The organism is Streptococcus taonis, from assembly GCF_029948085.1.
Classification (GTDB): Bacteria; Bacillota; Bacilli; order Lactobacillales; family Streptococcaceae; genus Streptococcus; species Streptococcus taonis.
The window spans coordinates 13,636-34,619 of record NZ_JARZZP010000003.1; the positions used below are offsets into that span (position 1 = coordinate 13,636).

A 20,984-nucleotide genomic window follows, 5' to 3' on the forward strand; every position below is an offset into this window, starting at 1 on the left:
CAAATAAAAAGAGTTGAGAATATTTGCCAGAGATAATTCCAAGCTAACAATTCTCAACTCTATTCAATCATTTTTCGTTTATTTTTCTTCTTGCTCACCGATGCCCTTAACGGCTTTCTTAAACTCGGCAAGCATTTTTCCTACTGACTCGCCTAACTCTGGTAAGCGTTTTGGCCCAAAAATCAATAGTGCTCCAAGAACAATGACTATCAAGCCTGGTGCACCAATATCACGTAAGATTCCCATTTTTTTCTCCTTTCCTTTTTCTCTTAATTATCCATTTACTAATAGCGATACTAACCTCATACAATAAGATTAAAGGAACAGTCATCGCTAAATCGCTAATAAAATCGGCCGGCGTCAATATAACTGCCAATACCAATAAAATGAAGTAAGCATAACGTCTATAAGAAATGAGTAGGCCAGGTCCAATCAAACCAATTGAGGTAAAAAAAGCAATGATAACTGGCAATTCAAAGATAAACGCTAGTGGTACAGTTGTTTGAAAGACAAAGGCTAGATAATTTTGTGCTGTCAGTTGCGTCTCAAATAAGTTTTCACCTAGTCCCAGTAAGACCTGAAGTATAGCTGGTGTTACAAAATAAAAGCCAAAGGCTAATCCCAAGATAAAACAAAGGAAAGTTGCAGGGATATAAGCAAAAATCGCTCCTGCTTCTTCAGTTTTAAGGGCTGGTCGAACAAAACTCCAGACTTGATAGACCGTAAAAGGTAAGGTAAGGCTAAAGGCCATTAAACTTGCTAAACGGAGATAAATCCATAAAATATCATTCGGCCCCAAGACGATTAACTTCTGACTAAAACCTTGTGTGATATACTGATAAACCTGATCAGCAAATAATAGTGAAACGCAGAATACTAGAAAGAAGCAAACAACTACTGCTAGCAATCTCTTTCTAAATTCTAGCAAATGTTCAATAATTGTCAATTCCTTTTGATCCATCACTTTTCACCCTGTCTAATGGTAATTAGAAAGACTACGAGGATAAAGAGAGTCTGACCTGCTACCCCTTCCCAACTAGGGTAAATTCCCAATATATCAATACTTGGTATTCCTGAGAGCAGATGGTTTGGAATCATATTTGTCAACTGTAAGGCATGGATACTGACTCCCGTCATCTTAAAGGCTAAGGCATAAATCATCCAAGTCAGGATGAAGAAAAACTTATGAGGCAGGAAAAATTGACTAGCCTTGTTCATCACAAAGGCAATCACGACTAAAACTGAGAGGGCTAGAGAAATTCCTAGGACAAAATCAAAACTAGAAATCCTTGGCAGAATCCCCACATAGAATAAAATCGTCTCAGCACCTTCACGGAACACGGCTAGAAAACTCAGAGCAAACATAGAAAAGAACGATCCTGTTTTCGTGACAGTTTGCATCTGCGATTCCATAAAAGCATTCCATTTTTTAACAGAGGATTTGCTATGAAGCCAAATACCGATTAAAATCATCATGATAACCGCAAAAATCCCGACTCCACCTTCGATGATTTCACGGTTAGTTCCTGAGGTAACTGCTGGAAAGGCAACCTGTAGGATATAGGCAATTAAAAGACTAGCAACTATACCCGCAAATGCACCACCATAGACCCACTTGAGTCCCTTTCTCATCCTGGCAGCTTTCAAAGTTGTCACAAGCGCCATGACAATCAAGAGGGCTTCTATACCTTCTCGGAGCAAGATGAGCATGGCGTCAAATGCATTATAGGAAGCGCTAGTATCAATTTGAGATAGCTCTGCAATCAAGCTAGAAAGCTTTTCTTGATATTCACTTTCCTTTCCCTTAACCATGATGACAGGACTCTCACTTTCAACCTTAGTATAAAGCGAAGGATTGGTTGTACTTACAGAACCCTCGATAGTGGGCCAAATAGTAATAAACTCCTTCATCGTTGCAGCTGCTTCGCTATCTTGACCAGCTTGAAATTGAGCCAAGGCCTTTTCTAAAAGATCAATTCCATCCTTAAGGGTCAGATTCGAAGATGTCGTCGCAACTTCTGTACCTTCAACAAAGTTAGAAATGGCTTTTTTCAAATCATCAAACGATGCCTGAATAGTATCAAAGTTAGTTGGTTCAGTCTCAATGCTACTACGCAGAAAGGAAATAGCTGTTTCCACTTGCCCATAATGAGCTGTACTATGGTCGCGAACCACTGCTTCATTGATGGTCCAAGTTGAATTCATTTTTTTATAGGCTTCTCTTACTGCTTCCAGTTCTTGAGAAGCAATTGCCTTGTCTAAGGCTTCAAAACGAGGTTCTAAGCGACTTACAAGTTTCTCTTTTTCTGCATCAAGGTCGACTGGATTTTGCTCTTTCTCAAATGTCAAAAGGGCTAAAGAAATCTGAGTTAGCTGGTCTTCGGTAATATCATCAGTTAAGACTAACCTTTCTTGAACTTGTCGTCCTGCTTCAGAGTCAGAATTCTCGACTTTCTCGAAATCTTTGGTCATTTCATCGATTAGTTTTCTAGCCTGATCTTGTTTGCCTTCTTTAACAACTTTAGTTGCATCAGCTATTTTCACAAAGTAAGGACTCAAATTTTCCTTAGCTCCTACCGGAAAAATCAACAAGAAGAAACAAGCAAATAGGAGGATAATACTTTTAGGATTCCAATAATTTCTGCCCAATGTAACCTCCCTTCTCTACACCACCAAAACAGGCAAAAAGTCCACTGCCTATATGGGTAACGTATTCATTCATTTTATCCGTAGCACCTAGATTGGTCTGCACCTTAACAAAGTTATCTGGGTCCTTTTGGAAGGAAATAAAGAGCAAACCAGTATCAAACTGACCTGTCTTTTCATCAATTCCATCAGAATAAGAATAAGAGCGACGCAGGAGAGGCTTATCCACTTCTTTAGCTAAACGTACATGAGAATCATCAGGAAGAAGGCTTAAATCAACCTCATCAAATTCGTTCTTCTTGCCAAAGGGAGCGCCACTTTCTTTATAACGACCAAAGGTATTTTCTTGTTCCTCGAGATTGGTTCGATCCCAAGTATCTAGGAACATCTGGATGCGACGAACGGCCATGTAAGAACCATTTTCCATCCAATCCTTACTGTCAGCCCAAACAACCTGATCAAATTCTTTCTCAGTAGTGACATTAGCAGTCCCATCTTTAAAACCAAAGAGATTACGAGGAGTTTCCATACGATTGCCAATAGCTGCAAAACCAGATTGGCTCCAACGAAGAGTAACGGCATTCCTTCCCTTTCGGATAAGGTTACGAACAGCATGGAAGGCAACTTGCTCGTCATCTGCACAAGCTTGAATGACGATATCTCCACCCGTGTACTTTTCTCGTAACTGTTCCTTTGGAAAAGGAGGCAAATCTCTAAAAAGTTTTGGACGTTTGTTCTCTAGTTTCATCTTTTCTAGGAAGCTAGCCGAAACTCCAAAGGTCAATGTCAAACGATGAGGATTAAGCCCAACTGTTTCTCCAGTATCACTTGGAGGTAAGAGGCTATTGTTACCATCTTTTTTAACCAATTCTCCTTCTACAAGTTTGGCACTATAATCAGTCCAATCTTTAAATAACTGGATGATTTTCTCTTTGTCGGTTGTATGCAAATCTAAAACCACAAAATAAATGTTTTTCTGCATAACAGTTGTAATGCCAGCTTGGTGTTTGCCGTAGAAGGCTATCTTTTCATCCCCGTACGAGATTTTCTCCTGACCATCAAGCTTAGGTGCGAAAAAAGCAGAAGCACCGGAGAGACCAAGTGCGAGACCAGCACCTCCAATACCTGCTTTTTTTAGAAATTCTCGACGGTCCATTTTTTGTTCAAAAAATTTTTCGCCTTTGTTTGTCATATTACTTATTCTCCACCAAGAAATTTACCCATTTGTGATAATGGTTCACCAAGTTTTGTGACTGCTTCAGACAATTCCTTGGTATCCTCTTTCGTTAAGTCTGTATAGAGCTTATAGTGTTCCTTGTCCGTCATGTGTTTGTCTAACAAACTATTAACAGATTTGAAATCTTCTTCTAACTCTTTAACCAGAGCTGCATCTGATTTTTCAAGCAAGGGTTTAAAGAGTTGGAAAATCTTTTCAGCACCTTGGATATTGGCACGGAAATCATACAAATCTGTATGAGAATAAATCTCCTCTTCACCAGTAATCTTACTTGTCGCTACTTCATTAAGAAGGTCAACAGCGCCAGTTAGCATAATCTTGTAATCAACATCTACAGTCGCAATCTTAGCCTTTAATTCCTTGATGTCATTTACCAGTTGGTCACCAAAAACCTCAGTTCCTTTGGTTGTGTTTTCCTCCCAAAGAATGCGCTCGATACGGTGGAAACCAGACCAACCTTCTTCGGTCTTATTTTCATCTAAGTAGTCTGCTAATCGAAAATCAATCTTCACATCAGATTCTCCGAAGCTCTCTGCAATCGGCTCTGAACGTTCATAAGACATACGGATTAAAGGGTATGCCTTTTTAGCTTCTTCTAACTTACCATCCTTCAATAGTTGAACAAAACCTTCTGTATCCGTTAAAAGTTTATCAATCTGTTCTTCCACAAATACTTTGTAGTCACTAGTTGCCTTATCCAATAGTTTTTGGTTATCTTCTGACAATTTTGTAACCTGAGAGGAATCACTTGTAGTTGACGATTGTTCAAAACGAACTGCACAAGCAGATAACAACAATGCCGAAGATAAAAGGATAAAACCAAGTTTTTTCATTAAATACTCCTATTAAATCACGGGAATCCCATTTTTTAAATTTATTATATCATAGTTTTTCTAATTATTCAATAAATTGTCAGAAAATTTAATGTTTGGTCCTTTTAAAATTAGAATAGACTTTTCTAGTTAAAATTGTTAAAATAATAGGGAAAATAAAAGAAAAGGAAGCCATACACTACCATGATGAATATGCAAAACATGATGCGTCAAGCTCAAAAACTTCAAAAACAAATGGAGCAAAGTCAGGATGAACTTGCTGCTACAGAATTTGTTGGAACCTCTGCCCAAAACCTTGTAACTGCGACACTAACAGGAGACAAGAAAGTTACAAAAATTGATTTCAATCCAGCAGTTGTTGACCCAGAAGATATTGAAACTCTATCAGATATGACAGTTCAAGCAGTCAATGCTGCTCTTGAACGAATTGATGAAGCAACTAAGAAGAAACTAGGTGCTTTTGCTGGTAAATTACCTTTCTAATAGTATAAAAAGAGGCTGATGTTCAATTCAGCCTCTTTTGTCTTACCTAGAAAGTAAATATTTCTGCTGCTTTCTTGAGAAGCAAGTCCGTATATTCAGGATCTTCCTGAGCGGTTTCAAGCTCTTCTTTAATTCTTTCTAGATCATCTGTTATCATACCATCAACTCCCAAACGTAGGGACTTATCAAAGGATTCCGAACTATTGATTGTCCATACATAGAGTTTTTGTTTTGTATTCCAAAGCTTGGTTACAAAATATTCATCTAAGGTAGAATATTCCATGGTATAGCCTGTTGCATTCGTTCTTGGAAAAACGGAATTGTAGGGCAGAATGAAATAGACTGGAATTTCCTTATCATACTGAGTTACTTTTTCAATAACATGATAATCCAAAGATTGCATCTGATGCCCATAGACTTTGATCTTTGCCCCATATTGATCTAGAAAATGATCCATCATTTGGGCACTATCTTTTCGACTCGTTTTAATTTCGATCAGCAATTTCTGATGAAGGTCATTGGCACGATTTATATAATCATCAAAGCTGGAAATTTTGGTCTGATAACCATTTTCATAAATATCTAATTGCTTCAACTCATCTAAAGTTAAGTCTTGCGGTGTTACATTTAATCCCGCTAAACTTTTTAGGTTAGCATCATGCATCATGACAAACTGACCATCCTTGGTTTCCTGCACATCCATCTCAACTAAATCTGGTTTTAACTGAGCTGTTTTTTCTAAGGATTCAACTGTATTTTGGACACCATTCCCATTAGAAACTCCTCTGTGAGAGATGACAAGCGGAGGATTGACTACGGGTGCTTCTAGATAAACATAACCCTCAATCGCAAAGAAGACACTGGCGCACCCCATTACACCCCATCTCATGATATGATCTTTCTTTCGTCTTGGCATAATATCCAACTCCTCACCAGTTAAAAAGGAGGTAAACTTAACCAAGAAGTAAGTCAAAGCCATATAGTGGATATTTTTAATCAAAATATAGTTCGAAATAGCAAGAATCAAAGATTCTCGATGTGTGAGACCATCTACTAAAAACTGGCCAACCAATAGTGGGATTAGAAGTAAGTAAAAGAAAAGATTTGTTTTGACAACAATGAGAAAAAGATGCCAAGCGTAAAACCAAAAATGATTCCTGGTTTTTTCTAGACTGTAGACCACAGCATCCTTAACCGTCATCTTTTCAAAAAAGATTTTTGGTAGAACAAAAACCAACTTAACAGAAACGTATAGGAAGAGAATTGACAAGATGATAATACCAAGCCACCATATCCAATACTTGTCTTCCATGTAGGTCTGGATAAAATCAGGTATAACTATTTTATTAAAATAATAAATTTTAAAAATCTTCCTGATAAACGGAAAAATCATAGCGATATAAACGAAGATAAACAAGGCCTTGGAAAGAGTCAGACGTTTCATGAAGGCTATACTTTCACGAAAGACCTTGCGACTATACTCAATCAAGGTTCGTTTTTCATGATAGAGAAGGTGTCGAGCCCCAATGAAGAGAAGACTAATTTGAAAATAGGCTACTAAAAGGTTAATGGCTATTAAGATTAAAAAACCAAAGCTGACTAAAGGCGCATTTTTGATAATCTCAAAAATGTTATTGTAAGAGATAAACAAATAGCCCGTCTGACTGAGTAAAAAGCCTGCTATCAATGAGTTCAATGGCAACCAAATATAATCTACCAGCATGAAGATTAGAAAAAATAGAAAGAGGATTTTATCCAGATTTAGGTAAATCTTTTTAAAACCCAATTTTTTAGGTTTTTCAGGTTTCATAAAACCTCCTAATCAAACAGCTGTGATAAATCTAAACCACCGAAAGGATTAGAGTTTAGACTACTCTTGGAGTCCAGTAATATTCTACTTTCATCAGATTCTAGAAAAGCTTCATAAACACGCGCAGTCATTCGCGCATCCTCTAAACTATTATGAGATTGACCCTTGAATCCAAGAAATTCAGCCACAGTCTGTAACTTGAGATTTGCAATGCCGTGAAGATCAGAACTGCGTCGCTCAAAAGCTTCATCATAGAGATCAACTAGATATTGGCTACTATAATCCAAACCATGCTCCAATAAAATCGGTAAATCACTCTTGGCTGCATTATATCCAACAAGGGGTAATTCACCTACAAAATCTTGAAAATTCTTAAGAACTTCCTCCACCATCGGAGCATCTTTCAAGGTTTCAGAAGTGATACCCGTTAAACCATTGATAAAACTTTTCAATGGTACATCCGTATAAACATATGAGTCAAATGCTCCTACTTCTTCACCATCTTTAAAACGGACCGCAGATACCTGAATCAAGTGAGTTTTATCTTGGTGTTTATTAAATTCCAAATCAAATGAAATGTAATCTCTTAATTTTTCCATCTTATCCATTCCTTACTGTATTTGTAAAAAGAAACTACTTGGTTATACCTAGAAACCAAGCAGTTTTTTCTTATCCTCCAAATAAGCGAGCAAAGAAGCCTTTCTTCGTTGCTTGTACTTCTTGCTTAGCCTGATCCAACTCCAACTGAAGGGTTTCTTGGTCCTTCATAGCTTGTAGCGTTAACTGTTGTTGTTGATCCAATTGCTTATCTTTTTCTGCGATTTGACGGTCTTTGACACGCATCTGTTCATCTTTTTCAGCTAACTGTTTGTCTTTGGCCTTTAATTGCTCATAAAGACGGATGATTTCAGCGTTCTTTTCATCAACAAGAATCTCCATCAATTCACGTTGCTTTACATCATCACTAACAGGTTCATCTTCAAAAATGGTCTTTTTGTAGATTTCTTCAAGCTTAATCAAGCCACTGCGAGTTACCACAGTAACTCCTTTATCATTTTTAGTCGTATCTTCTTCAGGTAATTCCTTGACACGGTTATTGATTGCTTGGCGGGACAAGCCCAAGACCTCAGCAATCTCACTAACAGTCATCTCAATACTCATAATATCCTCTGAAAGTTTTCTAGCTTTTCTTTATTTAAATATTATCATAAGCAAGCAAAACTGTCAAATATCACCGTGTTTTCAACCCTTTTTCATAACTTTTTCGGGTCTAAATTGAACTATCTTTTAGCATTTTTTAAAACTAAAAATCAGTTTGCGATTTTACCACCAGCTCTAATCAATTGAAAACCTTTCTAGGCTTATAGAGTTGGTCACGTTTCTCTAAAATGGCTAGTAATTTTTCACCTTCAAAACCAGCCAATTCCTTCTCGGTTTGTTCCAATTCAATAAAGCGACCAAAACGCACTTCTTCTGCCTGTTCTGGAGTCAAATATACCTTGACCAAGTCACCTGTCCCAATCTCCAAGGGATGAAGAAAGTCTAATTCACCAGCTTGTACTTTTTCCTCTATTTCACTCAAGGTCAAAGCATCATCTAACTGTAATCCAGCTGCACTTGTTCGTGTTAAATAAGACATATGAGTAGCATAGCCAAGTTTTTCTCCTAAGTCAACCGACAAGGTACGAATATAGGTTCCCTTACTGCATTTTACACGAAAAGTAAATCGTGCAAGTTCACTCTCATAAGAAATCGGACTTGTCCGTTCAAATTGATAAATGGTCACCTGACGTTCTGGACGTTCCACTTCTTGACCAGCACGCGCATATTCATAAAGTTTGCGCCCATTGACCTTGACAGCGGAGTACATAGGGGGGATCTGAGTAATAGGACCTGTCAGACTAGCGATTGCTTCATCAACAAGATTCTCATCTAAAGGTGACAAAACTGGTGTCTCTGCAACTACCTCACCACTAGCATCCTCAGTCGTCGTTGAATAGCCTAGGGTGATTTCACCCTCATAGACCTTACCCTCATCCTGCATAAACTCCACCATACGAGTAGCCTTGCCAACTGCAATGGGTAAAACACCGACAACATCAGGGTCTAAAGTTCCTCCATGACCAATCTTCTTAGTTCGTAAAATCCTACGCAGCTTGAAAACTGCATCATGCGAGGTCATCCCCGCTTCTTTTTTTAAGTTGATAATACCGTTCATATGTTTTTTCTCACTCCCCTTTCAGAGCTTCAAACTTAGCTTTCATAGTTGGATTTTTTCGTGTCAATTTTTTAACGGAAACATCATCCAATTTGTTGTTAGCAAGGCGCAGTTGGTTTTCTGATGTGGTCAGGAATTTCTTGACTTCTTCCATACGCTTAATGGCCTTGTCAATTTCATCAATGGCCTTGCCGAAGTTGACAGAAGCTGAATTATAGTTCTTAGCAAAGGCTACCTTGAAAGCATCCAAGTCTTCCTCGAAATGCGTAATGTCAATATTTTGCTCGCGAACCAAAGCCAATTCCTGCTTGTATTTGAGAGAATTCAGTGCAGCATTGCGCAAGAGTCCAATCAACTGGATAAAGAACTGGGGACGAATGACATACATCTTTTCATATTCATGGCTGACATCGACAATCCCAGTATTGAAGTAGTCGTTATCAGCCTCAAGCATAGTTACCAAAACTGCATACTCACAATTTTTCTCACGGCGGTCCTTGTCCAATTCCTTATAAAAATCCGCATTCTTATGCTTCTTCTCTGTCCCGTCTGCTTCATTTTTCATCTCAAACATAATGGAAATGAATTCTAGTCCATTTTCATCAAAATCACGGAAAATAAAATCACCCTTAGAACCACGTGCTGAAACCTTATTGTCCTTCTCAAAGTATGCATTTGGAAAGGCAAAGCTTCGAACCTTGTTAAACTCACTTTCTGCATAGTGTTCCAAACTTTCACCGATTGCCTTGGTTGATTGTTGCGCCTTGAAATTCTTGTAAAATTCAACCTGTTCACTGGCTGCCTTAAGCTGGGCTTCGTAGTTTTGTTTAACAGAAGCTAGAGACAACTCATTTTCTTTTTCTTGTAAGAGGAGCTGATTTTTGACCTGATCGCGTTCTTTTTCAAGATTAGAAAGAGTTTTTTGTAGTTGATTTTCATGCTCCAAGCGCAAGGTAGCCAATTGATTTTCGAGAGCTTGGACTTCTTTTTCTTTCTCTAGCAAGCTTTGACTAGCACTTTGCTCCACCTCTTTCTTAGCCAATTCTTTTTCTGTATCAAAGTTGTTAATTTGACTTTGAAGCTGGGCAATTTCTTGATCCTTTTGAGCCAGTTTTGCCTGTTGTTCATTTAAGGCTTTTTGTTCCACTAATGTCAACTCTTGCTTGATTCGCTCGTGTAATTCCTTATCAAACTCTACAGTTCGAACTTGAGAAATCAATTCTGCATATTGACTTTCATTGACTGTAAATACTTCGCCACAATTGGGACATTTAATCTCGTTCATGTTATTCCTCTATATTTATCTATTCTACATTCATTATAGCATGGAAAAACAAAAAGAAAAAGTTGGAATGAATCCAACTTTTAATCTACGTATGTATCTTCGTTTTTATTTAAGAAGGCGTAAGGCAATCCTATCAGTAGACCACCACCAATAAAGTTACCAATAAAGGTTACACCCCAGTGACGAAGAATATTTCCAATACCGAAGTTTGCAATTGAATCAGCAGCGACACTGAATTTCACAATCGCAAATGATGCAAAGTTTGCGGCGATGTGCTCGTTTGTTAAGAATACAAACATGTAAATCGCAGATAGAACTAACCAAAGTTTAGCTCCCCCATCTTTGACTAAAACAAATGAAAGAATTGCGATATTTACAAAGACATTAGCCAAGATAGCTTCGAGTAAGACTAGTTCATTTGAACGGCCCAACTTCATTTCTACAACGCCAGAAATAAAGCTATCGTGTGTTAGGTTTGCATAAGCTGCTGAATGGGCAAAGCCCCAACCTGCTATAAGAGCACCGATCAAATTAAAGAGTGTACAATATAGAAGGATTTCAGCTGTTTTTCTCCAGCTAATCTTTTTCAAAAAGCTACCAGCTGTCAAGAACATCATGTTAGATGTTACCAATTCAGCATTCAAGAAGACAATGTAAGCCAATCCCCAAGCGAAAACAAATGGGAAGAGGAAACGTCCACTACCTGGAGCAATCTTATTAATCAAGTCAGCTCCAACTGCACCAGCTGCTGTACTAAATGTTAAGAATGCACCAGCAAACATTGAACGGATAGCATACTTGAATTTACTTTGACTGTAAAGACTTTCCTTTTTCTTACAAGCAAACTCAATTTTTGAGATAAATTCTGAAGAAACCATATTAACTCCTAAAACTTTTATTTGTGAATATTATAACATAAAATCGAAATTATGGGAAGGCTTTCTTAATTCTATTTACAATATTTTTATCACTTTTAGCAATCGTTTCCATTTGCTTTGTATCACCATATTTAATGTTTTCAACTCTTTATTTTCAAATCCTCTACTCTATATATTTAATATATTTTTTATTTTGTTCTATATTGAATTTACAAAAGAGTCTCTTTAGTTTTCAGCTAAAGTCCATGTACTAATAATTTGTTTGAATTTATAGACAGAGAAAACAACGTTTTTATCAAAAAGTTCTTTGGAAAAAAATCGAGGTCTGGATTTTTAGTCCCGACCTCCTCTATTATTGATTTTCATTTTATTTAGTAAGAGCTAAGTGCTAATCAACATAAGTCTCTTCATTTTTATTAAGATAAGCGTATGGTAAACCTATCAAGAATCCTCCACCAATCAAGTTAGCAATGAAGGTAACACTCCAATGACGTAGAATATTTGGAATATCAAAGTTAGCAATTTGATCAGAAACAATGCTGAATTTAATAATGCTAAAAGATGAAAAGTTGGCTGCAATATGCTCGTTAGATAAGAAAACAAACATAGAAATAGCTGACAAGATAATCCAGAGTTTGGCATTGCTATCCTTAACCAAAATTGAAGATAGAATGGCAATATTTACGAACATATTTGCCAAAATCCCTTCCAACAAGACCAACTCACTAGGACGTGCCAACTTCTTGGCTACAATCTTTGGAAGATAACTGTCGTGTGTCAGGTGTGAAAAAGCCGATGAATTAGCAAAGCACCAACCTGCTAACAGAGCACCAACTAAGTTGAAAAAGGCACAATAAAGTAAAATGGTAAAGGCTTTTTTCCAATCAATCTTCTTTAAAAATGTTCCAGCTGTCAAGTACATCATATTTGAGGTAACCAACTCGGCATTCAAGAAAACGATATAGGCAAGTCCCCATGCAAATACAAAGGGAAATAGGAAATAACCAGCACTTGGAACGATGCTATTGAGTAGATCAGCACCTATGGTCCCAGCGGCTGTACTAAAGGTTAAGAAAGCACCTGCAAACATCGAGCGAATGGCATATTTAAACTTACTTTGGTCAAATAGACTCTCTTTCTTATGGCAATAATAATCAATCTTTGAAATAAATTCTGAAGAACTCATATAAACTCCTTAAAACATCATTGTTAATATTATAACATAAAATATTTTAAGTGGAAATAAATTTTTGTCCTTTACATTTGATTGTTTTTAGTGTTTGTAAAAGCTTCAATTTCTTCTGCAGTCAACCTTACCAGCTATGAAACCCACAAGCCAACAATATCTGACAAAACAGAATCGCAGACATATTCATTCTCACCATGACCATATTTACAAGTAAATAGTGGAGTTCTTATCGCTGATTGATAAAAATTGAAGGCTAACTCTTGCAGTTTTTCTGGCTGAAATTTAAGTCCCAACTCTTGCGCAAGTAGAGTTCTCACTTTGTCCCACTTTTCGCCTTTTGACTGGTAGTTTTGTCGTGCTTTATTGATAAATCTCTGACAGAATTTTGCCAACAAATCCTTGTTTTGGTAGAGTAACCGACAGGAAAAGTCTGAGATAGAACCAGCATGAATTAAGAAAGTAAGCAAGTCATCAAGGCTTTCTGCTACCCGACCAACTTGGCCTTCACTCCCTATAAAGCCAATACTCTCATCCTCAAGAATTACATATTCTCCCCCGCTGCCGTCTTTAGCAAAGGCTATGGGCGAAAGAGAATAAACTTCATTGTTCTGAGAAAATTCAACCTCTTTCAACTGGTCATAAAAGAGAATATCGCATTCTTGCATCAATAAAATTCTTAGTTGTTTATCTTGTCTTATTACTTGTAGTTGATTCATATTAGCTACTCTCCTAGCTTTGACAACTGTCACAAGTGACAACAGCAATCGACTCTTAATAATAATAATAATAGATTTTAATATGGCACTTCTTGGCCACATTGGCAAGATTTTTCACTAACTCCTCGTTTCTTTTGCTTTTTCCAAAATAAAAAGTAAAAGATTTTCCATCTTTCCTTGTAAAATACAGATGATACCTGTCCCCATTCATTCTTCTCCCTCGAATGTAATCAATATCAATCTGTCTAATTTCAGCTAGAGGAACAATCCTTTTTCTAAAAAGAATAATCGTGTGAATGTATAATCTTCCCTTTGCAATATGAAAAGGATCCAACATACTCCCACCACTTTTTAAGGATGTCTTAACTCTTTGGAAAAAAAGATAGGCATAAAATAGTGCTAAAAAAATTAACAAAAATCTAATGACCGGATGTTCCCAAAGGACTTCAAAAACTGAAATACTATAACTATGCATACTAAAATAATCCCTTTTTTCTTTATTATACCACTTTTGTTGAGCTTCTAGGTTCATGGATAAAGAAAAAAACTGAACAAAGTTCAGCCATTTTCAATAATATTTCATGTGATATCTTTATCTAGTCAAATCAAGACGTTTACCGATTTTTCCGATAAGAATAGCACCAACAATGAGTGAAGCGAATTCTCCGATAGCAGTTGTAAACCAAGTTAAGAAGAAAGGTGCTTCTGCTACGATGTTCAATTCAGCAGCAATGGTGATCATTGAAATCGAAAAAAGAATTGAAAAGAAGAAATGATCTTTTCGGATCAATCCATTAAAAAGATAGTCTTTTTTATATTTGCTAAACAACCATACGCCTAAACTTAGGAAGACAAGAGTTGATCCTCCACCAACCGCGACATCGATGATTCCAAAACTGAAGAAATTAGCAATCATACAGCCAAGAGTAACACCGATAATGTACTTAGGATTGTAAAAGGCAAGAAAATTCATCATTTCAGAGATACGGAACTGATAAGCACCGTAACTGATAGCATTAAGGGGTGGTGTGATTGTCAAAACCACATAAATTGCTGCGACAATGGCAATATCCGCCATATCACGAACAGTTAGTTTTTTCATGTTTTCTCCTTTAGCGACAATAGCGCGTCTAATATGCTTGGTGAAAGAAGCTAAGCACCAAGGGTTGAGCAAGTCAACCTTACAAGTATAGCACATTTATCTCCTTTATGCTATACTATTTTTATGAAAACATGCATAAAAAATTTTTTCGATAATGAAATCCTCTCCTACTTATTTTTCGGAGTTGCGACTACTCTTGTTTCTATCATTGTTCGCATCACGATTTTTTATCTTTGTAAACAAGAATTATGGGCGACTGCTCTGGGAAATATAGCTGGAATTCTCTTTGCTTTTTTCACAAATGATACCATTGTTTTTAAACAGAAACGAAAACATTGGTTCAAGCGTCTGATAAAATTTACGACTGCAAGATTCATAACTTTCCTATTAGACCTACTTCTGACCTTTATTTTTGTGACGAGTTACCCTCATATTATCGGTCAATTTGTAGGTGATAATCTCAATACTATCAATACAATTGAGACTATTTTTGCACAACTTACTATTATAGTCCTCAACTATATCTTCAGTAAAGTTTTTGTTTTTAAAAAACACTGAGCATATTACTTGCATTCAACAGATGATTAAGTTATAATTTAGAATGTAAAATTACGAAAGGAAAAAGAAAATGTTAAAAGATCTTAAAGAATTTTTGCTCCGTGGTAACGTTGTAGACCTTGCTGTCGGTGTAATCATCGCTTCTGCTTTTGGTGCTATCGTTACTTCATTTGTTAATGATGTCATCACTCCACTTCTATTGAACCCTGCTTTGAAAGCAGCGAAAATCGAACGTATTGCTGAACTTTCATGGAATGGGGTTGCTTACGGTAACTTCTTGAGTGCTGTTATCAACTTCCTTGTAGTTGGTACTGTTCTATTCTTTGTGATTAAAGCAATGGAAAAAGCTCAAAACCTTCGCAAAAAAGAAGAGGTTGTTGAAGAAGCACCTGCTGGTCCAACTGAGTTGGAAGTTCTTCAAGAAATCAAAGCTCTTCTTGAGAAAAAATAATCGTCTTGAGGATTCGGTTCATACTGAATCCTTTTTTACTTCTCCTTTTGCTGAGTTTAGAAAAAACTTGAGTTCAGCTCTCTTTTTTGATATAATAATTAAAGTTTCCACCCTTAGTGTAATGGATATCACGTAAGATTCCGGTTCTTGAGATGGGGGTTCGATTCCCTCAGGGTGGATATTTTATAAAGAACTTACCAAAATCTGTAGATAAAGCTGTAAGGATTCAGGCTCCATAATATTTCTAGTGGATAAATTCCCTAAAGATATTATGGAGCCTATTTTATTGTTGAAAAAGGGTTGCTTTTACCTTGGTTTCAGTCTAGTTTTTTAATAATCGGAAATGCCTCTGTAAGAACGTCTATTCCAAAATTAATTCCCTGTACTTGGTAGTGATAGATGGGGTCAGGATAAAATTTTTGAACTCTGTTTTTAAGGTGAGTGTCTATCATTTCAAGTAAAATCCCATCTGATAAATAGGGAATTTCTGGTCCACTAAGTAAATCTTCTTCGAGCAAATTCAGGTCCCACCCCCTCATCGATGGATCTGCAAAAAAGAATCTTACCAAAATCAATACAGTATTTGAGCTTTTGATTCTTTAAGCCCTCAAGAAAAATTTGTAGGTGATTTTCTTGAGAAAGTTGACACCGTAGTTCATACCAATCATACTCTATTTCCTCACCAATATGAACCCACTTCATTTTTGTTCAACCTCTTCTATCCTTATATCACTCTCTTGATTTTTATAGAGAACTAAGTCAAAAACTAGATTCTTAGCACAAATACGAAAATGAACCAAGTCTACTTCAGCCAAAACTCCACCCGCCCTATGAATCACTTCTGTAATCAGGCTACTAGTCTCTAGCTTACAAATAGGGGATTCAAGAACTGGCGACCGAGGAATCTTATGAAGAGCATTAAAAATGCCTCTATCTGTGATTTGGTAAAAATGACAGAAGGGAAATTTCAATCGAATCAGATGTTTCTTTCCCTTCAAAGTCATCGTAGAAATCTCGTAATGACTATTTTCACTAAAAGCTGCACTAGCTTCATATTCATCCTCTGGTACAGATTTCCACTCTAGCATTAAATCTCTCTCCACTATTTTCAATCATCTCATACGCTTTCTCTCTATAAAAATCTAAAGTAGTTTGAAAAACGCACAGCTACTTGTTATTGATTTACCATTAAATCCATCCTTTTTCCTTAAATTCAGCAATACGAGCTAAATCCTCATCTGAAGGTTTATTGGAAACAATTTCTTTTGTAATAACCGAATACTCTTTGTTCCATTTTTTAAGAATTGCAATAATAGAATCTGAAATCCTGATATCTCTTTTCGAAATTGACTCTAAATTCCACTCTTGAATTTCAGAAAGTCCCATAACTTTTGTGATTTCGATCTTAGAATCTGCATATTCTTTTTTCTTTTTAGCAAAGTAACCATTTCCTGCTATAATATTTAACTTCTTTTCAAATGGTAATTTATTGCCTATATGCTCGATTTTCTCTCGGATTTTATGATCTGATTCATCGATAAAATAGTTAGTTTGCCATTTTTGAGGGAAGATATGTTCGATTTCCCATTTACTTGGTAATAATGAATCCTGATGTTTATAAGCAAGTGTTTTAAGCAACATTCTCACCACATTACGGTGAGGATTTTGGATTCCTGCTTCAAGTTGAGCTTGGTCTAGTTCTTTGAAATCAAATTTAGGAATATCTGATACAACAATTGCTGAATTTAATTTTAAAATATCACCTTTAACAGCATTGATAGTTGGAATAAGAATGTACTTTGTCATTAGTTCAGCGAGTAATTTGTTTAAGAATCTTGCAAATTTATCCTCAAAGTTTTTATCCTTACGATAACAAATATAATATATAATCACCGGATATTTCCAGAACTCATTAGGATATGAAGTAAGTGTATCTAATGTTTGTTTTATCTTTATATTTGATGACCAACTCTCATCTTCCAGCACTTCACCTTTATTAATTACTTTCCATAATTCGATCATTACGAATAAATTATCTAATAATTCAGATTGATAAAGGCGTTCAAATTTGTTACTCGAATAGTATTTTCTGACACCAGGTGTAGTACTTTTAGTATCTTTTTCCAAAGCCCTAAGATAGAACATATAGTAATAAAATAATTGTTGGATACTTTCGTTAGCTGCTGTAGCTTGTTCATCAAGCTCTTTCCAGCGTTCAATAAATGTTTCCTTATCTTTTCCCTCAAGATGGTTATAAATCTTAGCTTTAAATATATCAGCATCAGATAGCGGTAAACCTCTGTCATTTAAAGTAGAGAAAATAGTCAATGCTGTATCTTGGGTATCGGCAGTTATTGGTAAAAGAATAGCTTGATTTAATAGGGAATAAATGAACTGATAAATCATTAAGGGATTCTCACTTGAATGTTTATCAAGTAACTCCTGAAAATGAATATAATTTCTAGAATAATTATCTTTAGAATCTTTATTTGCTCTTCCAGTTTCGAGAATTTTACGAAGAATTTCATTACCTTCATTATTAACAACACGTGATGTTAGAAGAGTAGTCTTATAATCAACTGTTCCAGTCAGTTTATTAGTTCGCCAGATTGAAGGTTCAATCTTACCAATAAAATTGTTTGCTTCTGGAGTTCGTTCTGATAATGGAGAATTAAATAGCTTTGTGTAAATCGCTCTTAACAATAAAAACAGAGAGGTAATACGTTGCTGACCATCAATAATTTCCTGTTCACCATTATCATTTTCATACGAAACGATACTTCCAAGAAAATACGAACCTTCGCGTTCAGTACCACCATTACTGACGGTAAATTCCCATAAATCTTCAAACAGTGTTTCAACCTGTTCATCCGTCCAAGCATAAGGACGCTGATATTCTGGAATAACAAATGGTTTTGTTCTTCCACTACCAAGTAGTGCCTCAACACTCTGTTTATTAACTTCTATTGTAGTTGGCATCTTAAACCTCCATATTATATTTGCTAAAATACTACATTTTTTTATTGATTATTTTGAACACTATATCAAATTGCTTTAACTAGCAATCCTACAAACTTAAAACGAACTTTGAGTAACTATTGCATATCTTCCATGGCTTCTTTCACATATCCTTCTACATCTTCAATCTCTACAAACGATGGGTCTAAGTGACACAAGAAGTGCCAATCTTCGGCGCCTTTTTTTCTATAGACAATCGCTTCGCCGTCTTCACTTCCGAAAAAGCTTCTGTCAACTTCATACCCATTGCGCTCTAAGAAATCTTTTACCTTGTGATAATTTGCTTCTCTGACTTCTACATAGGCTTTCACTTCATCGTTGTTAATGACATAAGCATCGACTTTTGTAGCTCCTTCAATCACTTTATCGTTTGGTTCGGATAGATTCGAAATTTCTTTCCAAATAATGTCCACATTTTCCTCAAAATTAAACGAAAATCTAGATAAAGGGACAATATTTCCGTTAAAGACAATTTCCATATAATCCGGCAAGTGTTTGGGGTTCACATACTCCACTTGAAACCCATCTTCTGTTTCTAAAGTATATCCAGGAATTTGAGCTACAAAGGCTTTTCCATCTTCTAAAGAGTCAAACACGACTAAATCTTTTGAATAATGATTTTGATACAATTCCAATATAAGCATTGATAATCCTTTCTAAACTGTCCGTACATTATTTTTTCACCACAGGATACTGACTCGCTAATCTCCATTATGATATCGAAACTTCTTTCTCCCATCGTCTGAGCACATCTTTTAAAGGCTCATCTAGATAGGTATAGGCTTTGTCTTTAATCCAATCAGGTATACCATAAGCAGCTTCGGCTATACTTCCTGTTATCGCAGCGAGAGTGTCACTATCACCGCCGAGAGAAATAGCATTTCTGATAGCATCTTCGAAGTCTGTACTTTCAAGAAAGGCAATGATGGCCTGAGGTACCGTATCCTGGCAAGTTTCATTGAAACGATAAGTAGGACGAATTTCATCTAGTGTTTGAGAAAGATTATATCCATACTCTTGTTCTATGTGTTCCTTGATGAGTCTCTTACATTCTGTAGGATTATCGTTGATTGGTTGTTCATAATCCCCACAGTAACCTCCAAAGTAAAAGCGACACATAAAGATAGCATCAGACGTCGCCATAGCTCCTTTGACCCCTTCTTGATGGTTATGAGTCACCTCTGCAGAAAGTCGTGCAAGAGCTCTTCTGGACGGCCAGGCTCCAGTTCGTGCACAGAAACTACAATCCATGGTCCAGGCACATGGAGAAACACGCATTGCTGAGCCATTGCCGAAGCTATTATAAGGTTCTCGATCATCGCCATCAATCCAATTACCAAATCTTGCACCGTAACCTGCATCGGGATACATCATACCATATTTTTTCATGGCGTCAATAAAGTCATCCTTCTGACCGCCATTCATGATTGCTTCTGCAACAGCACAGGTCATCACCGTATCATCAGTGAAAAAACAATCATCACGAAATAATGGAAAGTCTTTCGTTTTAATATTGTCCCATTCGTAAACAGAACCAACAATGTCTCCAACTATTGCTCCTAACATGAAATACCTCCTAATGTCCAATGTCACATCTATAAATATACTAAAAATCTACTCTACTTTTTTTTAGATCGTACAAAGAGTAATACCGCCTCAACGTGTGTTTGCATATAGCTTTTACTCCTATAAATTCATTAAAGTTAAATTTTGGGTATTAGAGGAATTGAAATATTCTATTTCTAATCTATAACTATACCTATTCTGTTCGAGTTTCAGCTAAATATATTCCCCATTCAGCTAATTCTTCAGGCAAGTCATAAACAGTTTTTCCATTACTTTCATAGATTTCAGAGATTCCTGGTGAGGTCTTAGAAAAAGTTTTCCAAGCAGTCACTAGTTCTTCTACAAATTGAATATTATGAGGTTCAAAAAAGTCATTAAATTTCGATAGTTCTTTACTATAAATTGTCACAACATTATAGCTATCAAGCATGATCTCATCATGACTTTGATGCCCACCAAATCCAAACTGACTAAGTCCATCATTAATAAGCAAATCACCGTATCTAATCAACAGTGCTAGGCATTCCTCTCTTGAACAACCATCAATATAATAAACATCCTTATGGGATTCCTTGATAATATTCTTTGCTATCACTTTTTCTCTATCAATACTAACAGGCAATTCCAAAATAAAAAACAAGGGCTCGTCATGAATCGCAATAAAGTGTTGAAAAACCTCTAATATTTTTTCTGCGTGCACATTCGCCATCAAATGATGTTCGGTTAACTTTGTAAATGACTCAAACAGGTTTTCTACCAAGCTAATTCGATGACCTTTTACTAAATTCAACATTATGCGTCCTCCAGAGGATTAAAATATTATACTCATTTATAATCTCATTATACCATTAAAACCTGAAAAAGACTGCAACTTCCCAGTCACAGTCTCTTATAAATCTATCTCAATTCCTTCAAGGAAAGTTATTACAATTTGTCCAGCTTCTGAAATAGATTGATAGCATGTCAGACTATAGTATCCAGAAGCCCAACTTGA

General features: G+C 36.3%; 23 protein-coding genes, 1 tRNA gene and 1 riboswitch. Of the genes, 4 read left to right on the forward strand and 20 right to left on the reverse strand.

What is annotated here, in order from left to right; all coding sequences use genetic code 11:
- Nucleotides 1–78: 78 nt before the first annotated feature.
- Genes QEZ38_RS01785 through efeO form a run of 5 tightly spaced genes read right to left on the reverse strand, consistent with a single transcriptional unit; the run spans nucleotide 79 to nucleotide 4,716 of the window.
- Nucleotides 79–246 carry a twin-arginine translocase TatA/TatE family subunit gene (locus QEZ38_RS01785; protein WP_000512114.1) on the reverse strand — a complete coding sequence of 56 codons (168 nt, stop codon included), beginning with the start codon at nucleotides 244–246 and terminating at the stop codon, nucleotides 79–81.
- On the reverse strand, nucleotides 230–961 hold the full coding sequence (gene tatC, locus QEZ38_RS01790; RefSeq protein ID WP_281334838.1) for a twin-arginine translocase subunit TatC: 732 nt from the start codon (nucleotides 959–961) through the stop codon (nucleotides 230–232). Before tatC ends, QEZ38_RS01785 begins: the two co-directional genes overlap by 17 nt.
- A complete protein-coding gene (locus tag QEZ38_RS01795; protein ID WP_281334839.1) occupies nucleotides 961–2,649 on the reverse strand; it encodes an FTR1 family iron permease in 1,689 nt (562 codons plus the stop codon). Before QEZ38_RS01795 ends, tatC begins: the two co-directional genes overlap by 1 nt.
- Entirely contained in the window at nucleotides 2,624–3,838 is a 1,215-nt protein-coding gene (efeB, locus tag QEZ38_RS01800; RefSeq protein WP_281334840.1) for an iron uptake transporter deferrochelatase/peroxidase subunit, read from the reverse strand. Before efeB ends, QEZ38_RS01795 begins: the two co-directional genes overlap by 26 nt.
- Before the next feature lie 5 nt (nucleotides 3,839–3,843).
- Nucleotides 3,844–4,716 carry an iron uptake system protein EfeO gene (efeO, locus tag QEZ38_RS01805; RefSeq protein ID WP_281334841.1) on the reverse strand — a complete coding sequence of 291 codons (873 nt, stop codon included), beginning with the start codon at nucleotides 4,714–4,716 and terminating at the stop codon, nucleotides 3,844–3,846.
- A gap of 183 nt (nucleotides 4,717–4,899) precedes the next feature.
- On the opposite strand from efeO, the gene QEZ38_RS01810 reads away from it, so the two are divergent.
- Complete coding sequence (locus QEZ38_RS01810; RefSeq protein ID WP_281334842.1) at nucleotides 4,900–5,199, forward strand: YbaB/EbfC family nucleoid-associated protein; 300 nt, start codon at nucleotides 4,900–4,902, stop codon at nucleotides 5,197–5,199.
- Nucleotides 5,200–5,245: 46 nt separating this feature from the next.
- Here the strand turns inward: QEZ38_RS01810 and QEZ38_RS01815 are convergent, their stop codons facing one another.
- The 9 genes from QEZ38_RS01815 to QEZ38_RS01855 form a co-directional block, all read right to left on the reverse strand.
- A complete protein-coding gene (locus QEZ38_RS01815; protein ID WP_281334843.1) occupies nucleotides 5,246–7,009 on the reverse strand; it encodes a glycerophosphoryl diester phosphodiesterase membrane domain-containing protein in 1,764 nt (587 codons plus the stop codon).
- Between the two features lie 8 nt (nucleotides 7,010–7,017).
- A complete protein-coding gene (locus tag QEZ38_RS01820) occupies nucleotides 7,018–7,608 on the reverse strand; it encodes a 3'-5' exonuclease (RefSeq protein ID WP_281334844.1) in 591 nt (196 codons plus the stop codon).
- Nucleotides 7,609–7,678: 70 nt separating this feature from the next.
- Complete coding sequence (locus QEZ38_RS01825) at nucleotides 7,679–8,170, reverse strand: DUF536 domain-containing protein (RefSeq protein ID WP_049504976.1); 492 nt, start codon at nucleotides 8,168–8,170, stop codon at nucleotides 7,679–7,681.
- Between the two features lie 178 nt (nucleotides 8,171–8,348).
- Entirely contained in the window at nucleotides 8,349–9,227 is an 879-nt protein-coding gene (truB, locus tag QEZ38_RS01830) for a tRNA pseudouridine(55) synthase TruB (RefSeq protein WP_281334845.1), read from the reverse strand.
- A gap of 10 nt (nucleotides 9,228–9,237) precedes the next feature.
- Nucleotides 9,238–10,512 carry a DUF2130 domain-containing protein gene (locus QEZ38_RS01835; protein ID WP_281334846.1) on the reverse strand — a complete coding sequence of 425 codons (1,275 nt, stop codon included), beginning with the start codon at nucleotides 10,510–10,512 and terminating at the stop codon, nucleotides 9,238–9,240.
- 80 nt (nucleotides 10,513–10,592) lie between these two features.
- The gene (locus QEZ38_RS01840) at nucleotides 10,593–11,390 is read right to left on the reverse strand and encodes a formate/nitrite transporter family protein (RefSeq protein WP_281334847.1); all 798 of its coding nucleotides are present in this window, start codon (nucleotides 11,388–11,390) and stop codon (nucleotides 10,593–10,595) included.
- Between the two features lie 388 nt (nucleotides 11,391–11,778).
- Complete coding sequence (locus tag QEZ38_RS01845) at nucleotides 11,779–12,576, reverse strand: formate/nitrite transporter family protein (RefSeq protein ID WP_281334848.1); 798 nt, start codon at nucleotides 12,574–12,576, stop codon at nucleotides 11,779–11,781.
- Between the two features lie 134 nt (nucleotides 12,577–12,710).
- Nucleotides 12,711–13,295, reverse strand: coding sequence for a hypothetical protein (locus QEZ38_RS01850; RefSeq protein ID WP_281334849.1), 585 nt, complete (start codon nucleotides 13,293–13,295; stop codon nucleotides 12,711–12,713).
- A 592-nt stretch (nucleotides 13,296–13,887) separates the two neighbouring features.
- Nucleotides 13,888–14,397: a QueT transporter family protein gene (locus QEZ38_RS01855; RefSeq protein ID WP_061863000.1), complete on the reverse strand. Its 510-nt coding sequence runs from the start codon at nucleotides 14,395–14,397 to the stop codon at nucleotides 13,888–13,890.
- A riboswitch (PreQ1 riboswitch) is annotated at nucleotides 14,395–14,492 on the reverse strand. It overlaps the preceding gene by 3 nt.
- Nucleotides 14,493–14,520: 28 nt before the next feature.
- On the opposite strand from QEZ38_RS01855, the gene QEZ38_RS01860 reads away from it, so the two are divergent.
- From QEZ38_RS01860 to QEZ38_RS01870, 3 genes are all read left to right on the forward strand, one after another.
- Complete coding sequence (locus QEZ38_RS01860) at nucleotides 14,521–14,955, forward strand: GtrA family protein (RefSeq protein ID WP_281334850.1); 435 nt, start codon at nucleotides 14,521–14,523, stop codon at nucleotides 14,953–14,955.
- Between the two features lie 70 nt (nucleotides 14,956–15,025).
- Entirely contained in the window at nucleotides 15,026–15,406 is a 381-nt protein-coding gene (gene mscL, locus QEZ38_RS01865) for a large conductance mechanosensitive channel protein MscL (protein ID WP_281334851.1), read from the forward strand.
- Nucleotides 15,407–15,513: 107 nt separating this feature from the next.
- A tRNA-Arg gene (locus tag QEZ38_RS01870) sits at nucleotides 15,514–15,585 on the forward strand.
- Nucleotides 15,586–15,723: 138 nt separating this feature from the next.
- Here QEZ38_RS01870 and QEZ38_RS01875 read toward each other — a convergent pair.
- From QEZ38_RS01875 to QEZ38_RS01900, 6 genes are all read right to left on the reverse strand, one after another.
- Nucleotides 15,724–15,924: a hypothetical protein gene (locus QEZ38_RS01875; protein ID WP_281334852.1), complete on the reverse strand. Its 201-nt coding sequence runs from the start codon at nucleotides 15,922–15,924 to the stop codon at nucleotides 15,724–15,726.
- A gap of 180 nt (nucleotides 15,925–16,104) precedes the next feature.
- Nucleotides 16,105–16,494 (reverse strand): hypothetical protein, encoded by a 390-nt coding sequence (locus tag QEZ38_RS01880; protein ID WP_281334853.1) that lies wholly within the window; start codon nucleotides 16,492–16,494, stop codon nucleotides 16,105–16,107.
- Nucleotides 16,495–16,594: 100 nt separating this feature from the next.
- Nucleotides 16,595–18,385 carry a DUF262 domain-containing protein gene (locus QEZ38_RS01885; protein ID WP_281334854.1) on the reverse strand — a complete coding sequence of 597 codons (1,791 nt, stop codon included), beginning with the start codon at nucleotides 18,383–18,385 and terminating at the stop codon, nucleotides 16,595–16,597.
- Between the two features lie 116 nt (nucleotides 18,386–18,501).
- Nucleotides 18,502–19,068: a hypothetical protein gene (locus QEZ38_RS01890; RefSeq protein ID WP_281334855.1), complete on the reverse strand. Its 567-nt coding sequence runs from the start codon at nucleotides 19,066–19,068 to the stop codon at nucleotides 18,502–18,504.
- Nucleotides 19,069–19,135: 67 nt separating this feature from the next.
- Nucleotides 19,136–19,990 carry an ADP-ribosylglycohydrolase family protein gene (locus QEZ38_RS01895; protein ID WP_281334856.1) on the reverse strand — a complete coding sequence of 285 codons (855 nt, stop codon included), beginning with the start codon at nucleotides 19,988–19,990 and terminating at the stop codon, nucleotides 19,136–19,138.
- A 193-nt stretch (nucleotides 19,991–20,183) separates the two neighbouring features.
- Complete coding sequence (locus QEZ38_RS01900) at nucleotides 20,184–20,783, reverse strand: hypothetical protein (RefSeq protein ID WP_281334857.1); 600 nt, start codon at nucleotides 20,781–20,783, stop codon at nucleotides 20,184–20,186.
- Nucleotides 20,784–20,984: the final 201 nt, after the last annotated feature.